Annotated in this window: 24 protein-coding genes and 1 pseudogene; 5 read left to right on the top strand and 20 right to left on the bottom strand. The window is 65.1% G+C overall.

Annotation, left to right across the window (positions count from 1 at the left end):
• Positions 1-44: 44 nt before the first annotated feature.
• Positions 45-878 (top strand): DMT family transporter, encoded by an 834-nt coding sequence (locus tag AvAM_RS25435; RefSeq protein ID WP_137749689.1) that lies wholly within the window; start codon positions 45-47, stop codon positions 876-878.
• A gap of 52 nt (positions 879-930) precedes the next feature.
• On the opposite strand, the gene AvAM_RS25440 is transcribed toward AvAM_RS25435, so the two are convergent.
• The 6 genes from AvAM_RS25440 to AvAM_RS25465 all read right to left on the bottom strand — a co-directional run bounded on the left by AvAM_RS25440 (position 931) and on the right by AvAM_RS25465 (position 6,597).
• Positions 931-2,169, bottom strand: a complete 1,239-nt coding sequence (locus AvAM_RS25440) for an MFS transporter (protein ID WP_375708172.1) — start codon at positions 2,167-2,169, stop codon at positions 931-933.
• A gap of 56 nt (positions 2,170-2,225) precedes the next feature.
• A complete protein-coding gene (gene ptsP, locus AvAM_RS25445; RefSeq protein ID WP_137749690.1) occupies positions 2,226-3,983 on the bottom strand; it encodes a phosphoenolpyruvate--protein phosphotransferase in 1,758 nt (585 codons plus the stop codon).
• 45 nt (positions 3,984-4,028) lie between these two features.
• Positions 4,029-4,298: an HPr family phosphocarrier protein gene (locus AvAM_RS25450; protein WP_137749691.1), complete on the bottom strand. Its 270-nt coding sequence runs from the start codon at positions 4,296-4,298 to the stop codon at positions 4,029-4,031.
• Positions 4,267-4,719: a PTS sugar transporter subunit IIA gene (locus AvAM_RS25455; RefSeq protein WP_137749692.1), complete on the bottom strand. Its 453-nt coding sequence runs from the start codon at positions 4,717-4,719 to the stop codon at positions 4,267-4,269. The genes AvAM_RS25450 and AvAM_RS25455 overlap by 32 nt, the downstream gene beginning before the upstream one ends.
• Positions 4,720-4,810: 91 nt before the next feature.
• A complete protein-coding gene (locus AvAM_RS25460) occupies positions 4,811-6,064 on the bottom strand; it encodes an MFS transporter (RefSeq protein ID WP_137749693.1) in 1,254 nt (417 codons plus the stop codon).
• On the bottom strand, positions 6,061-6,597 hold the full coding sequence (locus AvAM_RS25465; RefSeq protein ID WP_137749694.1) for a hypothetical protein: 537 nt from the start codon (positions 6,595-6,597) through the stop codon (positions 6,061-6,063). Before AvAM_RS25465 ends, AvAM_RS25460 begins: the two co-directional genes overlap by 4 nt.
• Before the next feature lie 126 nt (positions 6,598-6,723).
• Here AvAM_RS25465 and AvAM_RS25470 point away from each other — a divergent pair, with 126 nt between their 5' ends.
• The gene (locus AvAM_RS25470; RefSeq protein WP_137749695.1) at positions 6,724-7,227 is read left to right on the top strand and encodes a TlpA disulfide reductase family protein; all 504 of its coding nucleotides are present in this window, start codon (positions 6,724-6,726) and stop codon (positions 7,225-7,227) included.
• Positions 7,228-7,344: 117 nt separating this feature from the next.
• Here the strand turns inward: AvAM_RS25470 and AvAM_RS25475 are convergent, their stop codons facing one another.
• Positions 7,345-7,800 carry a cytochrome c gene (locus AvAM_RS25475; RefSeq protein WP_137749696.1) on the bottom strand — a complete coding sequence of 152 codons (456 nt, stop codon included), beginning with the start codon at positions 7,798-7,800 and terminating at the stop codon, positions 7,345-7,347.
• Positions 7,801-7,957: 157 nt separating this feature from the next.
• Between AvAM_RS25475 and AvAM_RS25480 the strand changes: the two genes are divergently transcribed.
• From AvAM_RS25480 to AvAM_RS25490, 3 genes are all read left to right on the top strand, one after another.
• A complete protein-coding gene (locus tag AvAM_RS25480) occupies positions 7,958-8,638 on the top strand; it encodes a cytochrome b/b6 domain-containing protein (RefSeq protein ID WP_137749697.1) in 681 nt (226 codons plus the stop codon).
• 61 nt (positions 8,639-8,699) lie between these two features.
• Positions 8,700-9,191 (top strand): GNAT family N-acetyltransferase, encoded by a 492-nt coding sequence (locus tag AvAM_RS25485; protein WP_137749698.1) that lies wholly within the window; start codon positions 8,700-8,702, stop codon positions 9,189-9,191.
• Positions 9,192-9,434: 243 nt separating this feature from the next.
• Positions 9,435-11,045, top strand: a complete 1,611-nt coding sequence (locus tag AvAM_RS25490; protein ID WP_137749699.1) for a reverse transcriptase family protein — start codon at positions 9,435-9,437, stop codon at positions 11,043-11,045.
• A 1-nt stretch (position 11,046) separates the two neighbouring features.
• On the opposite strand, the gene AvAM_RS25495 is transcribed toward AvAM_RS25490, so the two are convergent.
• The 13 genes and pseudogenes from AvAM_RS25495 to AvAM_RS25555 form a co-directional block, all read right to left on the bottom strand.
• Positions 11,047-11,556 (bottom strand): peroxiredoxin, encoded by a 510-nt coding sequence (locus AvAM_RS25495; protein WP_137749700.1) that lies wholly within the window; start codon positions 11,554-11,556, stop codon positions 11,047-11,049.
• Between the two features lie 182 nt (positions 11,557-11,738).
• The gene (gene rpsQ / locus AvAM_RS25500; protein ID WP_063460171.1) at positions 11,739-12,008 is read right to left on the bottom strand and encodes a 30S ribosomal protein S17; all 270 of its coding nucleotides are present in this window, start codon (positions 12,006-12,008) and stop codon (positions 11,739-11,741) included.
• Between the two features lie 9 nt (positions 12,009-12,017).
• Positions 12,018-12,215, bottom strand: a complete 198-nt coding sequence (gene rpmC, locus AvAM_RS25505; protein WP_137749701.1) for a 50S ribosomal protein L29 — start codon at positions 12,213-12,215, stop codon at positions 12,018-12,020.
• A 17-nt stretch (positions 12,216-12,232) separates the two neighbouring features.
• Positions 12,233-12,649, bottom strand: coding sequence for a 50S ribosomal protein L16 (gene rplP / locus AvAM_RS25510; RefSeq protein ID WP_015012190.1), 417 nt, complete (start codon positions 12,647-12,649; stop codon positions 12,233-12,235).
• 2 nt (positions 12,650-12,651) lie between these two features.
• Positions 12,652-13,533: a 30S ribosomal protein S3 gene (gene rpsC / locus AvAM_RS25515; protein WP_137749702.1), complete on the bottom strand. Its 882-nt coding sequence runs from the start codon at positions 13,531-13,533 to the stop codon at positions 12,652-12,654.
• Between the two features lie 15 nt (positions 13,534-13,548).
• Entirely contained in the window at positions 13,549-13,881 is a 333-nt protein-coding gene (gene rplV / locus AvAM_RS25520; RefSeq protein ID WP_005796970.1) for a 50S ribosomal protein L22, read from the bottom strand.
• A gap of 9 nt (positions 13,882-13,890) precedes the next feature.
• Entirely contained in the window at positions 13,891-14,166 is a 276-nt protein-coding gene (gene rpsS / locus AvAM_RS25525; protein ID WP_010467177.1) for a 30S ribosomal protein S19, read from the bottom strand.
• A 10-nt stretch (positions 14,167-14,176) separates the two neighbouring features.
• Positions 14,177-15,001 (bottom strand): 50S ribosomal protein L2, encoded by an 825-nt coding sequence (gene rplB, locus AvAM_RS25530; protein ID WP_063460173.1) that lies wholly within the window; start codon positions 14,999-15,001, stop codon positions 14,177-14,179.
• Between the two features lie 2 nt (positions 15,002-15,003).
• Positions 15,004-15,318, bottom strand: coding sequence for a 50S ribosomal protein L23 (gene rplW, locus AvAM_RS25535; RefSeq protein WP_007847815.1), 315 nt, complete (start codon positions 15,316-15,318; stop codon positions 15,004-15,006).
• Positions 15,315-15,935 carry a 50S ribosomal protein L4 gene (gene rplD, locus AvAM_RS25540; RefSeq protein ID WP_137749703.1) on the bottom strand — a complete coding sequence of 207 codons (621 nt, stop codon included), beginning with the start codon at positions 15,933-15,935 and terminating at the stop codon, positions 15,315-15,317. The genes rplW and rplD overlap by 4 nt, the downstream gene beginning before the upstream one ends.
• Positions 15,935-16,609 (bottom strand): 50S ribosomal protein L3, encoded by a 675-nt coding sequence (gene rplC, locus AvAM_RS25545; RefSeq protein ID WP_063460174.1) that lies wholly within the window; start codon positions 16,607-16,609, stop codon positions 15,935-15,937. The genes rplD and rplC overlap by 1 nt, the downstream gene beginning before the upstream one ends.
• Before the next feature lie 225 nt (positions 16,610-16,834).
• Complete coding sequence (rpsJ, locus tag AvAM_RS25550; protein WP_005796953.1) at positions 16,835-17,146, bottom strand: 30S ribosomal protein S10; 312 nt, start codon at positions 17,144-17,146, stop codon at positions 16,835-16,837.
• A 26-nt stretch (positions 17,147-17,172) separates the two neighbouring features.
• A pseudogene (locus AvAM_RS25555) lies at positions 17,173-17,347 on the bottom strand (elongation factor Tu); the annotation flags it as partial.

Genomic DNA, 17,347 nt, shown 5'->3' on the forward strand with positions numbered 1-17,347 from the left:
AAACCGCCGTTGCGCGACGATGGGTGCGCGTAAGCTCGGCCCCCATGCAAGCCAACCTCTATGCCCTGGGCGCCATTGCGCTGTGGGCCTCGCTCGCCTCGCTGGGCGTGTCGCTCACCCACATTCCGCCGTTCCTGCTCACGGGCGTTGCGCTCATCATCGGCAGCGTGCCCGCCTGGCCGTTCGTGCTGCGCGACCCGTCGCAGTGGCGCATTCCGCTGCGCACGCTGGCGCTGGGGGTGTACGGCCTGTTCGCCTACCACTTCCTGCTGTTCATCGCGCTGCGCCATGCGCCGCCGGTCGAAGCCAACCTGGTCAACTACCTCTGGCCGCTGTTCATCGTGGTGCTTTCGCCCGTGGTGCTGCCCGGCGTGGCGCTGCGCCTTCCGCATGTGCTGGCGGCGCTGCTGGGGTTTGGGGGCGCAGCCATTGCGATTGCCGGTGGGCGCGAGTTGAGCGGCACCCTGGCCTGGGGCTACCTGCCCGCGCTGGCTGCCGCCTTCATCTGGGCCACCTACTCGCTGCTGACCAAACGCGTGGCCGCCTTCCCGACCACGGCCATCGGGCTGTTCGGGCTGGTGTCGGGGGTGCTGTCGCTGCTGTGCCATGTGGCGCTGGAGCCCGCCGTCAGCCTGCAGCCGCGCGACTGGGCGCTGCTGGCAGTGCTGGGCCTGGGGCCGCTGGGGGCGTCGTTCTTCATGTGGGACAAGGCGCTCAAGCTGGGCGACGCGCGGCACATCGGCATCCTGAGCTACATCACGCCGCTGGCCTCGACCGCCCTGCTGATCGTGGTGAGCGGGCGCTCGTTCAGCGCCAGCATTGCGCTGGCGACGGTGATGATCATCGGTGCGGCCATCATGGGCATGCGGGCACGCTAGAAATACAAACAAAATTGGCGTCTACCGCGCGTCCATCAAGCATTTATAGCTATCAAATTTGCACTTTCCTGCGTACCCGCAGAAACAACCAGCCGGTGACGGAGAGGTTCAGCAGGTTCCAGCCGATGCCGTTCACAAAGGCCGCGTGGTAGCTGCCGGTGATGTCGAAGATCCAGCCCGACAGCCAGCCGCCCAGCGCCATGCCCACCAGCGTGGCCATGATCACGGCGCCCACGCGCACGCTGGCCTGGGCGGGCGCAAAGTGCTCGCGCACGATGATGGCGTAGGTCGGCACGATGCCGCCCTGGAACAGGCCGAACAGCGCCGAGATAACGTACAGCGGCACCAGCCCGTCGTAGGGCAGAAACAGCAGCAGCGCCACACCCTGCAGGGCCGAGCCCAGCAGCAGCGTGCGGATGCCGCCGATGCGGTCGCAGATGAGCCCGAAGACCAGGCGGCTCACGATGCCGCAGGCGAGCATGAGCGACAGCATCTGCGCGCCCTGGGCGGCGCCAAACCCGAGGTCGGTGCAGTAGGCGACGATGTGCACCTGGGGCATGGCCATGGCCACGCAGCAGGCCACGCCCGCCACACACAGCAGCGCCATCGCGGTGCCCGGCGCCAGGCCAAAGGGGCGGGCGCGGTCCACGGGCATGGTGCTGGCGCCTGCCGCTTCAGCCTGGATGGCGGGTGGGCGCTGGCGCATGCGCAACGACAGCGCCAGCATGCCCAAGCCACAGACCACGCCCAGCGCCATGTAGGTGGGCCGCCAGCCAACGGTGTCGATGCCGTACTGCACGATGGGAGGCCAGAGGGCGCCCGCCACGTAGTTGCCGCTGGCGCACACCGCCACCGCAATGCCGCGCCGCCGGTTCCACCACAGCGCGGTGTCGGCCAGCAGCGGCGCAAACGTGGCCGAGCTGCCGATGAAGCCCATCACCGCATGCGCGATGCCAAACGCCCAGATGCTGCCGGAGAACGCCGCGCCCACAAAACCGCCCAGCACGGCCAGCGCGCCCAGCCAGAGCACGGGCGTGAGGCCGTAGCGGTCCGCCAGCCGGCCGGTGAGCAAGCCGCCCAGCCCCAGGCAGACCATCATCAGCGTGTAGGGCAGCGAGGCGCTGGCGCGGCCGACGCCGAACTCGGCCTGCACGGCCGGGAGCACCACCGACACCACATACATGCTGCTGTTGCCCAGCACCACCAGGCCCAGCGTGACCAGCAGGCGCTGCAGGGCCTGGCGTGAGTCGATGAGGGAGGCGTCTGCAGCGGGCGCAGAAATGTGAGTCAAATGGGCCCTTTGCGCCTGATCAGCGTGTCTCTTATGCTATCACTTTTGATACTTACTCACGACACGAGTAGCGCGGCTGGCTCCTCGCCGCCAATCACCTGCTGCGCCCAGGGCGCGAGCTTGCGGGTGTCGGCGCGCAGCACCTCCTGCTTGATCGCCAGGATCTGCGCCGGGTGCATGGAGAAGCTGCGCAGGCCCAGGCCCAGCAGCAGGCGCGTCATGGTCACGTCGCCCGCCGTTTCGCCGCACACACACACGCTCTTGCCCTGGCGCTCGCCCTCGGCGATCACGTCGCCCACCAGGCGCAACACGGCGGGGTGCAGCGGGTCGTACAAGTGCGCCACGGCCTCGTCGGCGCGGTCGATGGCCAGGGTGTACTGGATCAGGTCGTTGGTGCCGATCGAGAGGAAGTCGAAGTACTTGAGGAAGGTGCGCACCATGAGCGCGGCGGCGGGCACTTCGATCATGGCGCCCAGCTGCACCGGGCCGTAGGGCTCGCCGCGCGCATCCAGCTCGGCGCGGGCCAGGTCCACCTGCGCCAGGGTCTGCTGGATCTCGTGCGTGTGCGCGAGCATGGGGAACAGCAGGTTGACTTTGCCATGCGCGGCCGCACGCAGTACGGCGCGCAGCTGGGTGCGGAACATGGCCGGGTCGGCCAGGCTCCAGCGGATGGCGCGCAGGCCCAGCGCGGGGTTCAGGTAGTTGTCCTTGTGGGCCTTGTTATCGAGCGGCTTGTCGGCGCCCACGTCGATGGTGCGGATGGTGACCGGCAGGCCCTGCATGCCGTCGATGGCCTCGCAGTAGGCGCGGTACTGCTCGTCCTCGCCGGGCAGGTTGCCGGTTTTGCCCATGAACAGAAATTCACTGCGGAACAGGCCCACGCCCACAGCGCCCGCGCGCACGGCGGCGGCGGCGTCGCCGGGCTGCTCGATGTTGGCCAGCAGCTCGATCTTGTGGCCGTCGAGCGTGACAGCAGGGGTATGGCGCAGACGGGCCAGGCGCTCGCGCTCCAGCTCCACCTGGCGCTGGCGAAAGCCGTATTCGGCCAGGATGATGGGCGAGGGATCGACGATGACCACGCCCGCATCGCCGTCGATGATGACCCAGTCGTCCTGCCGCACCAGCTGGCTGGCGGCGCGCGCGCCCACCACGGCGGGGATGTCCATGCTGCGCGCAACGATGGCGGTGTGGCTGGTCTTGCCACCCACATCGGTCACAAACCCGGCGAACACGCTTTGCTTGAACTGCAGCATGTCGGCGGGCGAGAGGTCGTGCGCTACCAGCACCAGGGGGACGTCCACCGTGTCGTCCAGCAGCAGGTCTTGCTGCGTCTTGCGGCGCGGGCTGCTGGCGGGCGGTGCCACGGGGCTGGCCACGCCCTTCATGTGGCGCAGGATGCGCTCGACCACCTGCTCCAGGTCGGCCTTGCGCTCGCGCAGGTACTCGTCCTCCATCTCGTCGAACTGGCGCGCAATCACTTCGAGCTGCGTGGTGAGCGCCCACTCGGCGTTGTACAGGCGCTCGGTGATCCAGTGCTTGACGCCGCCTGTGAGGGCCTCGTCCTGGAGCAGCATCAGGTGCACGTCCAGCAGCGCGGTCAGCTCGTGCGGCGCGTCGGCGGGCATGTCGGTCTGCAGGCGCTGCAACTCTTCGACCACGGCATTGCGGCCCTGGCGCACGCGCTCGATCTCGCCCTCGACCTGGGAGGGCTCCACAAAATAGTGCGCCACATCCACCCGGCTCGATGCCACCAGCACGGCGCGGCCGATGGCGATGCCGCGGGCAACGGCGAGACCGTGGACGGAGAAGGTCATGGTGGTGTCACGGGGTCAAAAGGGCCAAGAAAACGGTCGAGGGGATCACTCCCCTTCGCCAAATTTGTCGTTGATCAGCGCCAGCAGGGCGTCCATCGCCTCTTGCTCGCGGTCGCCGTTGGTTTCCAGCTCCACCTCGGAGCCCAGCCCGGCGGCCAGCATCATCACGCCCATGATGCTCTTGGCGTTGATGCGGCGGTCGCCCTTGCTCATGAAAACGTCGCAGGGAAAGCTGCCAGCCAGCTTGGTGAGCTTGGCCGATGCGCGGGCGTGCAGGCCCAGTTTATTGCTGATGGTCGTACGGGTCTTGATCATGTCGGTGACGGCGGTTCTGGTTCTGTGGCGCGGAAATGGCCACCTGCATCACCCCTTGCGTGCCCCCCACCACCGCGCGGCTGACCACGGAGTCGAGGGGTTCGGCCCGGTAGCTCACGGCGCGCAGCAGCATGGGCAGGTTGGCGCCCGTCACCAGGCGCGAGCGCACGCCATCGACCAGGCGCTGCGCCACGTTGCACGGCGTGGCGCCGAACACATCGGTCAGCACCAGGGTGGAATCGGTGCCCAGCTGCTCCAGCAGGATGCGCGCCTGGGCCAGCGACTCTTCGGGCGGCTGGTTGGGCAGCACATCCAGCGCGGCCACGCTGTCACCGCAATCGGCAAACACGTGCAGGGCACATTCGCGCAGCGCGTGGGCCAGCGGGGCGTGGGCAATGATGAGGATGCTGGTGGGGCTCATGGTCATGACCTGCGCGCAACAGAGCGTCAACGGACCACAGGGCGCAGGGGCCCGGTGCGGTGCGTGGAGGCGGCTGGGTGGGCGTCGGTCTTCATGGTGCAGGGGTTGGCAGCACATTATGGCGCCGCCCCCGCAGCAGGAACCACGCATAGGCGCCCGCGTTGCACACCAGGTACACCGCCATGGCCGCCTGGAACGCAGGTACCGTGGCCAGGCCCGCGCCCGCAAACGCATCCACCGCCAGGCCAATGCCCCACTGCACCACAAACACGCCCACAAAGATCACCAGGTTGTAGGCCGAAAGCGCCCGCCCCGCCAGCGCCTGCGGGAACGCCATGGCCACGGCGGGCTGCGACAGCGACACAAAGGTGCACGACACGCAAAACAGCGCCCAGGCCCCGCCCCCGGCCTGCGGCCCGGCCAGGATGATGCCCAGCAGCACCACCGAGCACAACGGCAGGCCCCAGGCCATGAGCCGGTCGGCCCCAAACCCCTTGCGCAGCAGCCAGGGGTTGAGCATGCCCCAGGTCCAGAAGGTGCAGAGCATGGACACATTGATCCAGAACAGGCCAGTGGCGGCCTCCAGCGCGGTGTAGCCCGCCACCCGCTGCATCCACGGCCCGGCCCACAGGGTCTGCATGGCCACCATGCCGCCATAACAGAAGAACCCCAGCGGCGCGAGGCGCTGGAAGTAAGGGTGGCGCCACACCACGCCATAGCCCTGGGGCACGGCCTCTGCGGCGCTAGAGTCTGCCTTCGGCTGTGCCGCCGGGCCCCAGCCCGGCACCCACAGGGCGATCACCACCATCGACAGCGCAATCAACACCGCCAGCCCCCAGAACAGCGGGCGCCAGCCCACCAGCGGCAAGGCCCACTGCACGGGGAGCGTGGATGCCACCATGCCCAGCGAGCCGGTCATCAGCATCCACGAATTCGCCCGCATCTGGGCCACAGGGTCCAGCCAACGCCGGTAGCCCGTGAGCGGCGCCATCAGGCAGGCGCTGACACCTGCACCACACAACACGCGCCCGGCCAGCAGGCCCGAAAACCCGGTGGCCGCCGAAAACACCAGGCTGCCCACCACGGCCACGCCCAGAAACCCCAACGCCACCTTCTTGGGCCCGTGGCGGTCCAGCCACGTGCCCAGCGGCAGCTGCGTGGCCGAAAAGCCCAGAAAGTAGCCCCCGGCCAGCAGCCCCAGGTCACGTGCCTGCAGCGCAAACTCTGCCGCCAGCGTGGGCGCCAGCGTGGCCGTGACGGCGCGCACCAGCGCCGACAAAAAATAGGCAAACGCAAACGCCAGGAAAACAATGACGGCAGAGCGCCGCGACAACACGCCGCTCATGGCAACGCCAGGCCGGCAAAAAACTGCTCGGCCACCTCGGGCCGGGGTTTCTGGCTGTAGACCACCGCGTGGAACAGCCGCACCTCGGGGCCTGCAGCGCGCGCAAACCACACGGCCTGCGCCGTGACCACCGAGCCATCGGCACGCTGGCCCTGGGCCACCGTGCGCAGCGACTGTGGCAGCGGCAAGGCGCCGCGCGGTGTGTAGGGGGTGTCGGCCGCCGAGGTGGTTGCCTGTGGCCCCAAGCGCGCCAGCACAGCCGCCCGCCAGTGGGTGAGCGCCGTGCCCACCTGGGCCGGGTCGGCCAGCGCCGCGTGGGACACGGCAAAGGTCGCGCCATCGGCATCGCAGCCCACCATGGCCAGCGCCACCGGCGCCCCGGCCAGCTCCACGGTGCGGGTGGCCTGGTCGGGCTTGCAGGGCAGCGTGATGGTGAGGCCCGCCTCGGGCAGCGGCACGGTGCGCCAGTTCAGCGCGGGGCTGCAGCCCGCCAGCAGCAGCAGGGCCAGCGCCCCGGTCAATGTCCTATGCATCGGCCCATTATCTGCAGAGTGGCCCGAACTTTTGCCTGGGGATCGAATCGACCCCCAGGGGCGCCCATCCGGCACAATGCCGTGTGGGCCTCAGCCCCTCGATTTTTCTGGATGGATGGTGAAGTCATGGCGATCAAGCATTGGGCAGCAGGTGTGGCAGTGGCAGCGTTTGCGGCCGTGGGCGCGTACGTGTACCTGGACACGGGCCGCGCCGAAGCGCCCGCATCGACCTTTGTGCTTCTGGACGGCTCCAGCAAATCCACCGCCGACCTGAAGGGCAAGGTCACCCTGGTCAACTTCTGGGCCACGAGCTGCACCACCTGCGTGGCTGAGATGCCCGAGATCGTCGCCACCTACAACAAGTACAACACCAAGGGGTTCGAGACCCTGGCCGTGGCCATGAGCTACGACCCGCCCAGCTACGTGGTGAACTTTGCCGAAACGCGCAAGCTGCCCTTCAAGGTGGCGATCGACAACACCGGCAACGTGGCCAAGGCCTGGGGCGATGTGCGCCTGACGCCCTCGACTTTCATCGTGAACAAGCGCGGCGAGATCGTGAAAACCTATGTGGGCGCGCCCAACTTCCCCGAGCTGCACCAGCTCATCGAGAAGCTGCTGGCAGAGACCTGACAAAGTGTGAGCCGGACGGCGGTGCCGCTCTGACGAACAAAGGGGCTGATTCCTTGAGAAATCAGCCCCTTGCGCCTTATAGGCTTACCCTAATAGCTACTTATTTGATAGCAGACATCACTTCGCACGGTAGTTGTCATGGCAGGCCTTGCAGGTACCTGCCGCTGCGCCGAATGCGGTCTTGAGGTTGTCGAGGTTGCCCGTCTTGGCAGCGGCGGCCAGCTTGACGGTCTCGGCCTGCAGCTTGTCGGAATGCTCCTTGAACTTGGCCTGCTCCGTCCAGATCTCCGGCAGCGCCTTGGTGGGAGCGCCCTTGTCCGTGCCCGCGCCAAAACCGGCCCAGGGCAGCTTGGCCATGTCGGCGACGATGTCCGCGTTCTCCTGCGCAGCCTTGGCATCAAACGGCACGCGGCCATTGGCCATGGCGCCCAGGCGGCCAAAATGCTGGCCCATCACGAAGAGTGCGCTCTGGCGGTATTTGATGGCGTCCTCGGCCTTGGCAAACTGGGCCGAGGCAGGTGCCGACAGGGTCAGCGTGGCGGCGGCAAGGGCAAATGCGGCAAGTGCTTTCATGGGAGATTTCCTTTGTCGTGGGGTGGGCTCCCACCTTGGGGCCCGCTGGCAGTATGCCGCTTCGGGCGCGTTTTCGCATGGCCGGGGCCCTTCCAGCCGGGCGCAGCGTCCTTCACAATGCGCCCATCCCCTCCTCTCCTCCCCTGCCTTCGCCACCATGACGCAACACACCGTACGCATCTGGGACCTTCCCACCCGCCTCTTCCACTGGGCCCTGGCCGTCTGCGTGGTGGGGTTGGTCATCACCGCCAAGGTGGGCGGCAACGCCATGGAATGGCACTTTCGCCTGGGCTACGCCGTGCTGGCGCTGCTGGTGTTCCGGGTGGTCTGGGGGCTGATCGGCGGGCGCTGGTCGCGCTTCTCGGCTTTTCTGTATTCGCCCGCCCGGCTGGTGCGCTACCTGCGTGGCAACGCCCACCCCGAAGACAGTGCCGGGCACAGCCCGCTGGGTGCGCTGTCGGTGTTTGCGCTGCTGGCCGTGCTGGGCGCGCAGGTGGGCACAGGCCTGCTGAGCGACGACGAAATCGCCTTCGCGGGCCCGCTCACGCGTTTTGTCTCCAGCGCTGTGGTGGGCCAGGCCACGGGCTACCACAAGGAGATTGGCCAGTACCTCGTGCTGGGCCTGATCGCCCTGCATGTGCTGGCCGTGCTGTTCTATGTGCTGGTGCGCAAGCACACCCTGGTGCGCCCCATGCTGGGCGGCGACAAGGCCCTGCCCGTGCCCGCCGCACCGTCGCGCGACGACGCCCTGAGCCGCACCCTGGCGCTGTTGGTGCTGGCCGGAAGCGCCGGGCTGGCCTGGTGGGTCTCGTCGCTGGCCATGGCGGCAGGGTTCTGACGGCCTGGTCCAGGAACGACCTCGCTACACTGCGGCTTCCATCGTTTTGCCCCCTAGCGTTTTGGACAAGCCTTCCATCACCCTGCGAACCCCCAGCACCCCCGCCGAGCTGGACGCCGTGCGCGACATCTTCCGGGAATACGCCAGCACACTGGGCGTGGACCTGTGTTTCCAGGGCTTTGACGCCGAACTCGCCCAGCTGCCCGGCGACTACGCGGAGCCACGCGGCGCCCTGCTGGTGGCCGTGGTCGAAGGCGCCGTGGCCGGCTGCTGCGCCCTGCGCCCGCTGGACGCCGCCGACTACCCCAACGCCAGCGAGATGAAGCGCCTGTTTGTGCGCAAGGCGTTTCGCGGTTTTGGCCTGGGGCGCGAACTGGCCGAGGCCATGCTGGACCGCGCGCGGCAGGCAGGCTATGCCTGCGTGCTGCTCGACACCCTGGACGACATGGAGTCCGCCCGCGCGCTGTACACCGACCTGGGCTTTGAAGAGATCCCGCCTTACTATCACAACCCCATTGCCGGAGCGCACTACCTCAAGGTCGATATTTCTTGAGCTTTTTGGGGCCTCTGCGCGCATCCCATAAGCGCTGATAGCTATCAATTTGATAGTTCACATAGAATCACAGCGGCCTGGTGCCAAGCATGTCGAGCCTGCACAGGTTCGGGCCGTGGGGCAGCCCCACGGTGTTCTTCAACGCGCACATTGCGGCGCGCGAACCTCCCGCCAGCAGTGGCAACATGTTCGCGCCCAACCCGCTGGTTGGTGCCAGGCCAACCTTTTTCTGAGCGCCGCGCCATGAAGCTGTCGGCCCCCATCCGCGCCCTGGCCAGGGCCTTGGCATTGGCCCTGCTGGCCGATGCGGACAGCCCCGATCGCCGCACCCTGCACGCGCTGGCGGCCCGTGCTGGGCACTGCCTGGGCCAGTCCCCGCCCGCGCCCGACCCGCACCCCCTGCCCGAGGCGCTGTTTGAGCAACTGCGCCGCCTGTCCACGGTGTCCGCAGCCGAATGGGCCCGGCTGGAGCCCGAAGACCTCGCCACCTGGCTGTGCCGGGGTTTCTGGTGGCGCAAGGCCGGGGTGCGCAATGCCACCGCGCCCTGGCAGTCGCAAGAGGACGGCGACCCGGCCGCTGAAGACGACGACATCGGCCTGTGGGACCAGGACATCGACGGTGATGGTGAAGATGACGACCCCGGTGCCTCTACAGCCCCCTGGCACCAATGGACCGACGCCCAACTGGCCCAAAGCTTCCGCACCTGGGCGGCCAGCCGCCGCACCGGCAGGCCTTTGCACTGGCTGCTGCGCCCTGGCACAGCGGGCATGGCGCCCGCCTGGATGGGCCGAGAACCCCTGTGCCCCTTGCTGGGCAACGCCCAGGACCTGGCACAGGCCCTGGGCATCCCTTTGGAAGATCTGCTCTGGCTGGCGCCCGAGCACAGCCGTTGGCGCGAGCCCCAAGGCGGCGGCCACGCCTTGCCCGTTTCACACTACCGCTATCGCCTGCTGCTCAAAGCCAGCGGCGGCTTGCGCCTGCTAGAAGCACCACGAACGCGCCTGGCAGCCGCGCAGCGCAACATTCTCGACAAGCTGCTGGCGCACATCCCCACCCACGAGGCCGCGCACGGCTTTGTACGCGGCCGCAGCGTGGGCAGCCACGCGCAGGTGCACACCCGGCAGGCCGTGGTGGTCCGTTTTGATCTGGCCGATTTTTTCACCCACATCAGCGCCACACGCGTGCGCGCCCTCTGGCGCGCACTGGGGCATGGCCGCCCGGCAGCCGAGCTGCTCACGCGTCTGACCACCACCCGCACGCCTGCCGCCGTCCGCGAACGGCTGTGGGAAGACAGCGCACCGACCTCAGCACAGATGATTGCGCAGCGCCGGGCCAACTCGGCCCGCCTGGCGCAGCTCCATCTGCCCCAGGGGGCGCCCACCTCACCTGCCCTGGCGAATCTGTGCGCGTTGGGGTTGGATGTGCGGCTGCATGCGCTGGCGCAGCGCTTTGGCGCACGCTACACGCGGTATGCCGATGACCTGGTGTTTTCGGGACCGCAGAACCTGCAGGGCCAGTTTGCCGCGCTGCGCGCCTGGGTCGGCGCCATTGCGCAGGACGAGGGTTTTGCACTGCGCAGTGACAAAACCCGGCTGATGCCCGCCCATCGGCGCCAGTCCGTCACGGGTCTGGTGGTCAACCAGCGCCCGAACTACAGCCGGGAGCAGTACGACATCCTGAAGGCCCGGCTGCACCGGCTGGCGCAGTTACCCGGGGTGGATGTGGGCGAGCGCGCCCGGCTGGAGGGCGAGATCCACTGGGCTTGCCAGTGGTTGGCACCGTCCCGCAAGGACAAACTCCAGCGGCTGTTCGGTGCCATCCGGTTCACGGACGTGGCTGAGAGCGAGAGGTAGCTCAGGCCTTCTGGGCTTGCTCGAGCAGCGTGCCCGCGTCGCTGACTTCGAACTTGCCAGGGGCTTCCACGTTGAGCGTGAGCACTTTGCCATCGCGCACCAGCATCGAGTAGCGGTTGCTGCGCAGGCCCAGGCCCTTGCCGTTCAGGTCCAGCGTGAGGCCGGTGGCCTTGGCGAAGGTGGCGTCACCGTCGCCCAGCATGCGCACCTTGCCGTCGGTCTTCTGGTCCCGCGCCCAGGCGCCCATCACGAAGGCGTCGTTCACGCTCACGCACCAGATCTCGTCCACACCGGCCGCCTTGAACTCGGCCGCTTTTTCTACATAGCCGGGCACATGCTTGGCCGAGCAGGTGGGGGTGAAGGCGCCAGGCAGCGCAAACAGGGCAATCGTCTTGCCCGCCGTGGCCTTGTCCACCGGCACGGGGTTCGGGCCAATGCTGCAGCCCTCGCCTTCAACTTCCGAGTATTCCATCAGCGTGCTGGCTGGCAGGGTGTCACCGACTTTGATCATTGTTATCTCCTTGGGGATAGGTGGTGGGAGGGAGGGTTGAGAGGTCCATGGCAGAACATGAACCCGGGAATCTGCCGGGACGTCAAAAAAGGACGCCCACAAAGCAAAACGACCCACATTGTGGGTCGTTTTGAAGGGCCTTGCAGACCGGGGGTTCCCGGTCTCCAATGCAGCGCTGCCTATTACAGCAGGCCAGCCTTTTGCACCAAGCGGGTCGCGACCCAGTTCTTGGTCTTGGACAGCGGACGGCTTTCGGTGATTTCGATTGTGTCACCCAGCTTGTACTCGTTGTTTTCGTCGTGCGCGTGGTACTTGCTCGACTTGCCAACGATCTTGCCGTAGAGCTCGTGCTTCACACGGCGCTCAATCAGCACGGTCACGGTCTTGTTACGCTTGTCGCTGACCACCTTGCCAACCAAGGTGCGCTTGAGGGATTTTTTAGCTTCCGTCATAGGGGCTCCTTACTTGGCGGCTTGCTTTTCAGCAAGGATGGTCTTGGCACGTGCGATATCGCGGCGGGTGGTGCGCAGCGTGTTGGTGTTACCCAGTTGCTGCGTAGCCTTTTGCATGCGCAGGCCGAAGTGGGCCTTTTGCAGCGCCTTGATTTCGGTTTCGATGCCGGCGACGTCTTTTTGGCGCAATTCAGTAGCTTTGGTCATTTTCATGGTCTCCTGAATTAAGCGCCAAGGTGGCGGCTGACGAACGTGGTGCGCAGCGGCAGCTTGGCAGCAGCCAGGCGGAACGCTTCACGGGCCAGTTCTTCGGGCACGCCGACGATTTCGAACACGATCTTGCCGGGCTGGATTTCGGCCACGTAGTACTCGGGGTTGCCCTTACCGTTACCCATACGCACTTCTGCGGGCTTGGTAGAGATTGGCTTGTCCGGGAACACGCGGATCCAGATGCGGCCGCCACGCTTCACGTGGCGCGAGATCGCACGGCGTGCGGCTTCGATCTGACGGGCAGTCAGACGGCCACGGTCCGTGCACTTCAGACCGAAGTCACCGAACGCAACGGAGGCACCCCGCGTTGCGACGCCGGTGTTACGGCCTTTTTGCTCTTTGCGGTACTTACGGCGAGCAGGTTGCAGCATAGTTATTCTCCTTTACCGTCCGCTGCTGTAGCGGGCGCGGCGACTTTGCGTACGCGCTTAACGGCGGTGTTGTCAGCGCCACCGGCTTCGGCGGGCTTATCGCTGCCATCGGCAGGTGCGGAGTTCGCACCCACTGGGCGGCGTGGGCCACGGCCTGCGCCTGGACGGTCGCCACCTGGGCGGCCATCACGGCGTGGGCCACGTGGGCGGCGCTCTTCGTCTGGACGAGGAGTTTCCACAGCGGGCAGGTCATTGCGGCCCAGCGTGTCACCCTTGTAGACCCAGACCTTGACGCCGATCACACCGTAGGTGGTCTTGGCTTCAGAGGTGCCGTAGTCGATGTCAGCACGCAGCGTGTGAAGTGGCACGCGGCCTTCACGGTACCACTCGCAGCGAGCGATTTCGATACCGTTCAGACGGCCAGACGACATGATCTTGATGCCCTGAGCACCCAGACGCATGGCGTTCTGCATGGCGCGCTTCATAGCGCGACGGAACATGATGCGCTTTTCGAGCTGCTGCGTGATGCTGTCGGCGATCAGCTTGGCATCGATTTCGGGCTTGCGCACTTCTTCGATGTTCACTGCGACAGGCACGCCCAGGCGCGACGCGAGTTCCTTCTTCAGGTTCTCGATGTCTTCGCCCTTCTTGCCGATCACCACACCAGGACGGGCCGAGTAAATGGTGATACGGGCGTTCTTGGCGGGGCGCTCGATCAGGATGCGCGACACGGCCGCGTTCTTGAGCTTGGCCTTCAGGTACTCACGCACCTTGATGTCTTCGGCCAGCATGCCCGCGAAATCGCGGTTGCTGGCGTACCAACGGCTGGACCAGTTGCGGCTGACCGCAAGGCGGAAGCCGGTAGGATGGATTTTCTGTCCCATAGTCTTCCCGAGCCTTTAGTTGCCAACCGTCACGTACACATGGCACGTGGGCTTGCTGATGCGGTTGCCGCGGCCTTTGGCGCGCGCGGTGAAGCGCTTGAGCGTGGTGCCTTGTTCGACGTAGATGGTCTTGACCTTCAGTTCGTCGATGTCAGCGCCATCGTTGTGTTCGGCGTTGGCGATGGCCGACTCCAGAACCTTCTTGACGATGCCAGCAGCTTTTTTCTGCGTGAACGTCAGGATGTTCAGAGCTTGATCGACCTTCTTACCGCGGATCAGATCGGCGACCAGACGGCCCTTATCGACCGACAGACGGACGCCCCGGAGGACTGCACGTGTTTCAGACATGGTCGTTCCTTACTTCTTCGCTTTTTTGTCAGCGGGGTGACCCTTGAAGGTGCGCGTCAGGGCGAATTCGCCCAGCTTGTGGCCCACCATCTGGTCGGTGACATAGACCGGCACGTGTTGCTTGCCGTTGTGCACGGCGATGGTCAGACCGATGAACTCGGGCAGAACCATGGAGCGACGCGACCAGGTCTTGACTGGTTTCTTGTCCTTGGTGGCAACGGCCTTTTCGACCTTGGCCAGCAAGTGATGGTCAACAAATGGACCCTTTTTGAGAGAGCGAGTCATCTGTTACCCCTTACTTCTTGCGACGCGACACGATCATGATCTGTGTGCGCTTGTTGTTACGGGTGCGATAACCCTTGGTCAGATTGCCCCAAGGATCGACTGCATGGCGGCCTTCGCCGGTGCGGCCTTCGCCACCACCGTGAGGGTGATCCACCGGGTTCATGGCCACGCCGCGAACCGTAGGACGAATACCCATCCAGCGCTTCACACCGGCCTTGCCCAGTTGGCGCAGGCTGTGTTCTTCGTTGGCCACTTCGCCAATGGTGGCGCGGCATTCGATGTGGATCTTGCGCACTTCGCCCGAGCGCATACGCACTTGAGCGTAGGTGCCTTCACGGGCCAGCAGCGTTGCCGAAGCACCAGCCGAGCGGGCGATCTGTGCACCAGCACCGGGCTTCAGCTCGATGCAGTGGATGGTCGAACCCACGGGGATGTTGCGGATAGGCAGCGTGTTGCCAGCGCGGATCGGGGCTTCCGAACCGGACAGCAGGGTTGCGCCCACTTCCAGGTTGCGGGGAGCGATGATGTAACGGCGCTCGCCGTCGGCATAGCACACCAGAGCGATGTGGGCCGTACGGTTCGGGTCGTACTCAATGCGCTCAACCTTGGCGGGAATGCCGTCCTTGTTGCGCTTGAAGTCCACCACACGGTAGTGGTGCTTGTGGCCACCGCCCTTGTGGCGGGTGGTGATGTGACCGTTGTTGTTGCGGCCAGCCTTCTGGAACTGAGGCTCCAGCAGGGGTGCAAACGCTTCACCCTTGTACAGGTGGTCACGCGTGACCTTCACCACGGCACGTTGGCCGGGCGAAGTGGGTTTCATCTTGATAACGGCCATGATTAAGCAGCCTCCCCGGACAGGTTCAGCTCTTGACCTGGCTGCAGCGTGACGTATGCCTTGCGAACGTTGTCGCGGCGGCCCACGGTCTTGCCGAAGCGCTTGGTCTTGCCTTTGGTGTTCACCACGGAAACGCCCTTGACCTCAACCTTGAACATCAATTCCACAGCGGCCTTGATTTCTGGCTTGGTAGCGTTCTGCAGCACCTTGAACGTCACAGCATTGGACTTTTCAGCAACCATGGTGGCCTTTTCGGACACGATGGGAGCGACCAGCACTTGCATCAGACGACCTTCGTCAAACTTGAGCGTGCTCATGCGAACATCTCCTTGAGTTTGTCGATTGCACCCTTGGTGACGAGCACTTTCTTGAAACGGACCAGCGACACGGGATCGGCATAACGGGGCTCGACGACGAGCACGTTCACCAGATTGCGCGAAGCCAGGTACAGGTTTTCGTCCACTTCATCGGCAATCACCATCACCGATTGCAGATTCATGGCCTTGAACTTGTCAGCCAGAACCTTGGTCTTGGGCGATTCGAGCTTGAGCGAATCCACCACAGCCAGGCGGCCTTCACGGGCCAGCTGCGACAAGATGGCAGACATGCCAGCGCGGTACATCTTCTTGTTGATCTTCTGGCTGAAGTTTTCATCAGGCAGATTCGGGAAGATGCGACCGCCCCCGCGCCACAGAGGCGAGGAAGTCATACCAGCACGTGCGTTACCCGTACCCTTTTGCTTGAAAGGCTTCTTGGTCGAGTGACGGACTTGTTCGCGGTCCTTCTGGGCGCGAGTGCCTTGGCGGGCGTTGGCCTGGTAGGCCACCACGATCTGGTGCACCAGATCTTCGTTGTATTCACGACCGAACACGGTCTCAGGCACGTCCAGCTTGGACGCGCTCTGGCCTTGGTCGCTCAGGAGTTCGAGCTGCATTAGTTCGCTCCTTTGGAGGCTTTGGCCTTGATGGCGGGACGCACCGTCACGAACCCACCCTTGGAGCCCGGAATAGCGCCCTTGATCAAGAGCAGTTGACGCGCTTCGTCGATGCGGATGACATCGAGGTTTTGCGTGGTCTTGGTGACGTCGCCGAGGTGGCCCGTCATGCGCTTGCCGGGGAACACGCGACCGGGGTCTTGTGCCATACCGATAGAGCCTGGCACGTTGTGCGAACGGCTGTTACCGTGCGACGCGCGCTGCGAGGCCATATTGTGGCGCTTGATGGTACCGGCGTAGCCCTTACCGATGGAGGTGCCTTGCACGTCCACCTTCTGGCCGACAGCAAAAACATCAGCCACAGGCACTGCAGCACCAGCGGCGTACTTGCCGGCGGTTTCTGCGGTCACGCGGAATTCCTGGATGATTTCACCGGCTTCCACACCTGCCTTGGCAAGGTGGCCGGCTTCTGGCTTGGTCACGCGCGATGCTTTGCGCGAACCGAACGTGACCTGCAGGGCCACGTAGCCATCGTTCTCTTGGGTTTTGATCTGGGTAACGCGGTTGTTGGACACATCCACCACCGTAACAGGCACTGCGTCCCCATCATCGGTGAACAGACGCATCATGCCCACTTTGCGACCCAGCAACCCGAGGGAGTTGCTCAGACTCATTGGTTTTCTCCAAAACTTTCACCGCTGCGACTTCAATTGGCCTCAGCGTTTTTGCTCAGCACTTGCGCGCCAGCGTGCGAAAGAAGGTTAATAAAACTCCACCCAGACCCCGCGACTTTGCAGGCGCGAGAAAGGCGAAGCCCTAAAGTATAACGCGGACTGCTTTTTCAAGCAAGTCCGCGTTACAAACCATCCGACCGGCCCTTGCGGGCCAGCCTTCCGGGATTACTGCAGCTTGATTTCGACGTCCACGCCAGCGGGCAGGTCGAGCTTCATCAGGGCGTCCACTGTCTTGTCGGTGGGGTCCACGATGTCCATCAGACGCTGGTGCGTACGGATTTCCAGCTGGTCGCGCGACGTCTTGTTGACGTGGGGCGAACGCAGGATGTCGAAACGCTTCATGCGTGTCGGCAGGGGCACGGGGCCCTTGACGATGGCGCCGGTGCGCTTGGCGGTGTCAACGATCTCGGCAGCGGACTGGTCGATCAGCTTGTAGTCAAACGCCTTCAGGCGGATGCGGATTTTTTGCTTGGACATGGCGGGTTCCTTGTTCTGCTTATGAATTAAGCAATGATCTTGGCCACGACGCCAGCGCCGACCGTACGGCCACCTTCGCGGATAGCGAAACGCAGACCTTCTTCCATGGCAATGGGGTTGATCAGCTTCACAGTGATCGACACGTTGTCACCAGGCATGACCATTTCCTTGTCGGCTGGCAGCTCGATGGCGCCAGTCACG

Source organism: Acidovorax sp. NB1 (assembly GCF_005405905.1).
Taxonomy (GTDB): domain Bacteria; phylum Pseudomonadota; class Gammaproteobacteria; order Burkholderiales; family Burkholderiaceae_C; genus Acidovorax.

Bases quoted from the DNA above. Each gene is read 5' to 3' on its own strand.
- AvAM_RS25435 (WP_137749689.1), top strand. From the start codon at position 45: ATGCAAGCCAACCTCTATGCCCTGGGCGCCATTGCGCTGTGGGCCTCG.
- ptsP (WP_137749690.1), bottom strand. From the start codon at position 3,983: ATGACCTTCTCCGTCCACGGTCTCGCCGTTGCCCGCGGCATCGCCATC.
- AvAM_RS25450 (WP_137749691.1), bottom strand. From the start codon at position 4,298: ATGATCAAGACCCGTACGACCATCAGCAATAAACTGGGCCTGCACGCC.
- AvAM_RS25455 (WP_137749692.1), bottom strand. From the start codon at position 4,719: ATGAGCCCCACCAGCATCCTCATCATTGCCCACGCCCCGCTGGCCCAC.
- AvAM_RS25460 (WP_137749693.1), bottom strand. From the start codon at position 6,064: ATGAGCGGCGTGTTGTCGCGGCGCTCTGCCGTCATTGTTTTCCTGGCG.
- AvAM_RS25465 (WP_137749694.1), bottom strand. From the start codon at position 6,597: ATGCATAGGACATTGACCGGGGCGCTGGCCCTGCTGCTGCTGGCGGGC.
- AvAM_RS25470 (WP_137749695.1), top strand. From the start codon at position 6,724: ATGGCGATCAAGCATTGGGCAGCAGGTGTGGCAGTGGCAGCGTTTGCG.
- AvAM_RS25475 (WP_137749696.1), bottom strand. From the start codon at position 7,800: ATGAAAGCACTTGCCGCATTTGCCCTTGCCGCCGCCACGCTGACCCTG.
- AvAM_RS25480 (WP_137749697.1), top strand. From the start codon at position 7,958: ATGACGCAACACACCGTACGCATCTGGGACCTTCCCACCCGCCTCTTC.
- AvAM_RS25490 (WP_137749699.1), top strand. From the start codon at position 9,435: ATGAAGCTGTCGGCCCCCATCCGCGCCCTGGCCAGGGCCTTGGCATTG.
- AvAM_RS25495 (WP_137749700.1), bottom strand. From the start codon at position 11,556: ATGATCAAAGTCGGTGACACCCTGCCAGCCAGCACGCTGATGGAATAC.
- rpsQ (WP_063460171.1), bottom strand. From the start codon at position 12,008: ATGACGGAAGCTAAAAAATCCCTCAAGCGCACCTTGGTTGGCAAGGTG.
- rpmC (WP_137749701.1), bottom strand. From the start codon at position 12,215: ATGACCAAAGCTACTGAATTGCGCCAAAAAGACGTCGCCGGCATCGAA.
- rplP (WP_015012190.1), bottom strand. From the start codon at position 12,649: ATGCTGCAACCTGCTCGCCGTAAGTACCGCAAAGAGCAAAAAGGCCGT.
- rpsC (WP_137749702.1), bottom strand. From the start codon at position 13,533: ATGGGACAGAAAATCCATCCTACCGGCTTCCGCCTTGCGGTCAGCCGC.
- rplV (WP_005796970.1), bottom strand. From the start codon at position 13,881: ATGTCTGAAACACGTGCAGTCCTCCGGGGCGTCCGTCTGTCGGTCGAT.
- rpsS (WP_010467177.1), bottom strand. From the start codon at position 14,166: ATGACTCGCTCTCTCAAAAAGGGTCCATTTGTTGACCATCACTTGCTG.
- rplB (WP_063460173.1), bottom strand. From the start codon at position 15,001: ATGGCCGTTATCAAGATGAAACCCACTTCGCCCGGCCAACGTGCCGTG.
- rplW (WP_007847815.1), bottom strand. From the start codon at position 15,318: ATGAGCACGCTCAAGTTTGACGAAGGTCGTCTGATGCAAGTGCTGGTC.
- rplD (WP_137749703.1), bottom strand. From the start codon at position 15,935: ATGCAGCTCGAACTCCTGAGCGACCAAGGCCAGAGCGCGTCCAAGCTG.
- rplC (WP_063460174.1), bottom strand. From the start codon at position 16,609: ATGAGTCTGAGCAACTCCCTCGGGTTGCTGGGTCGCAAAGTGGGCATG.
- rpsJ (WP_005796953.1), bottom strand. From the start codon at position 17,146: ATGTCCAAGCAAAAAATCCGCATCCGCCTGAAGGCGTTTGACTACAAG.